Genomic DNA, 2,514 nt, shown 5'->3' with positions numbered 1-2,514 from the left:
CATCTCATCAGCTTTTGTAATTTAATTCCTTAATCCAACATTTACACAAAAAAAACGGTCTTATCGCGAAATAGATGCGAATACAGACCGTTTTTTTCTCGTTGTGAGGGTGACGAGTGAGTTGTGCTGCTGGCAATATCAATATACGGTCAAGTGGATGGCTCCGCACTAGGTCGATACCCATTTCACTCTGCGCTGCTAGAGCTTTTAAATTTAGGTTGGCTGGACGAGGTTAAACATCTACTCGGTTATCGCAGGATCTTCCGGATGGATCGATCAAAGAAATTTCTAGGCCTTGATCCAACCTAGCCAAAACTCTGCAGATCGGCAAGTCAACTGCTTTTGCCTTCATACGGCGTTGGTGGCTGTGGGCGCTTCCTTAGGTCGTGGGAAGTGGGCAGACGGACATGCACCGGTACGCTGCAAAGGTTACTTTGCGGGCGGGTTCAATCTTTTATATTGTCTAATCAGCAATTTGCCGTGGCAATGGGGCTAGATTATAAGGAGAAGGTACGGCGCATCAAGAGACGGATCCGTGAAAAGGTAGCTGAAGTTGGCTGAAAACCCGTTAATCCTGCCGAGTGCCTCCTAGATCCGGATTTTTCCTATTTCCCGTGATACATCATTTTGTCATATTGTCTAATTATCTTTTGGTATGTAGGTTATAACCTAACGCTGAATCGTCATCTCGACCATATATTGATATTGTCAACTCATTATCCCCCACTTAAACACCCTCTCAACGGCGAAGAGTTGTTCTTTGTTTACGCTTATACAGATCGGCTCTCAATAGTCCAATGTACGAATTTGCCGATGGTGCGGTGAACGGGATGCCTTTATGTTCGTGTTGGGGATCCATACTGGGTTAAGGGTTTCTAACATAGTGACGCTACCTGTGAAAGATGTTCGGGGGAAAAGTCATGCTAGGATAGTTGAGCAAAAGAGTAGCAAGGTGCGTAACGTCAACCTGAAGCCGATCCAGTCTGACGTAGATGCCTACACCAAGGGAATGGCCGCGGATGATTGCCTATTCCCGTCTCATAAAGGAAACGGCGCTTTCAGCCCCACACAGGATTACAGGGCATTGGTGAACGCAGGAGAGATGATAGCTAGAGGGATTCCGCTTGTGTCGATAAAACGAATGATCAAACAGCCTGACGGAGGATCCCGTTGGGCTATTCCTCTACAATTGGAAGACCCTGCCACACGGGGAGCACCCTATGCCAAACCACCTGACTAATCCACCCGGACAGATTTGTAGTATTTTCAAATTCCGAGGTGGTCACGCTTCGACTAAATCAGCAAGTAAGCCCTGACTAAAGTCCAAGCAACCCCTGTGTACAGAGCGTATGATTATACCGTAATGAAAAATCACGACTGAAGGGAATGAGTAAACATGGCTTATGGTGGAATTGGTGGAAGTTGTGCAGGTTACGGTGGTAGCAGCACAGCAGCTGTTTTGGTTCTYTTTATTCTTTTGGTWATCATCWCATCAGCTTTTGTAATTTAATTCCTTAATCCAACATTCACAAAAAAAAACGGTCTAATCGCGAAATAGATGCGAATACAGACCGTTTTTTTTATCGTTAAGAGAGTGGAGTGGGTGAGTGGAGTTGTGCTGTTGGCAATATCAATATACGGTCAAGTTCAGGGTTCCGCACCAGGTCGATACCCCATTTCGCTCCGCGCTGCTTGATGGCGTTGGGGACTGCTTTGGGCTAGCCGCGAAAAAATAATATCTAGTATTTCTCAAACTTCTGAAATAGAATATAGAACACCAGTTCTATATGTAGGAAGTTATTTCCATGTGAACAGAATATCGAACAACGGCCTGTGGGAGTCATCACGCTTCATTGGTCCCGAGTTCAAACTACAGCAAGTCGTGACGCTTCCTACGTTCTACGAGTTTGGGGAGAGTGGTCAGCGTGGATCAGTTTGAACGGCGGATCCGTGTGAAGGATCTTCATGGGCGTTTGACGTGGATCCCGTTTGGTGTGATCGTGGCAAGAATGAACAACGACTAAAAGGCCCACGGTGATTCCCGTAGACCTTGGAGTTAACTTTTCTTTACTGAATTGACTAGGTTACCATGCAAAAGCCATAGTTATAATAACCAAAAGAATAAAGAGAACTAAAACTTCGGCCATATGATTACGATGACGAACCCCTTCTCCTACTTCTAATCCCATTTTTCATATCAACTCCTTTTGTATAATTACTCATTATATTATGTCAGTAATTTATTATTGCTTGGGGCATTTACAGGGGTAAGAGGCCCACTGTGATTCCCGTAGACCTTTGTTACGTTATGAACTATTCCTTAGCCGGTTCAACGTTGAGAGCGTTTGCAGATTTACAGTTACTTGCTAAAGGAATTATTGTTTTGTAAAAGCCTATTTTCAAAACTAAAACTACTTTTGATTTATCAACGAGTTTATTGCATGTTGGTCAGTAGACTTCTTCTTTTGGCAACTCCCCTTTGTAAGGTGTATCTATACGAGAGATGTTCGATAG

Annotated in this window: 2 protein-coding genes; both read left to right on the top strand. The window is 44.2% G+C overall.

The genetic code is table 11. The features are described from left to right. The first annotated feature begins 952 nt into the window (after positions 1 to 952). Positions 953 to 1,240 carry a hypothetical protein gene (locus AC1DUA_RS33530; RefSeq protein WP_477503852.1) on the top strand — a complete coding sequence of 96 codons (288 nt, stop codon included), beginning with the start codon at positions 953 to 955 and terminating at the stop codon, positions 1,238 to 1,240. Positions 1,241 to 1,807: 567 nt separating this feature from the next. Then, positions 1,808 to 1,939 (top strand): hypothetical protein, encoded by a 132-nt coding sequence (locus tag AC1DUA_RS33525; RefSeq protein ID WP_477503851.1) that lies wholly within the window; start codon positions 1,808 to 1,810, stop codon positions 1,937 to 1,939. Positions 1,940 to 2,514: the final 575 nt, after the last annotated feature.

It is taken from the genome of Paenibacillus sp. 01T422 (assembly GCF_056398785.1).
The sequence above is the reverse complement of the archived record's forward strand: the minus strand, read 5'-3'. Positions and strand labels throughout refer to the sequence as shown.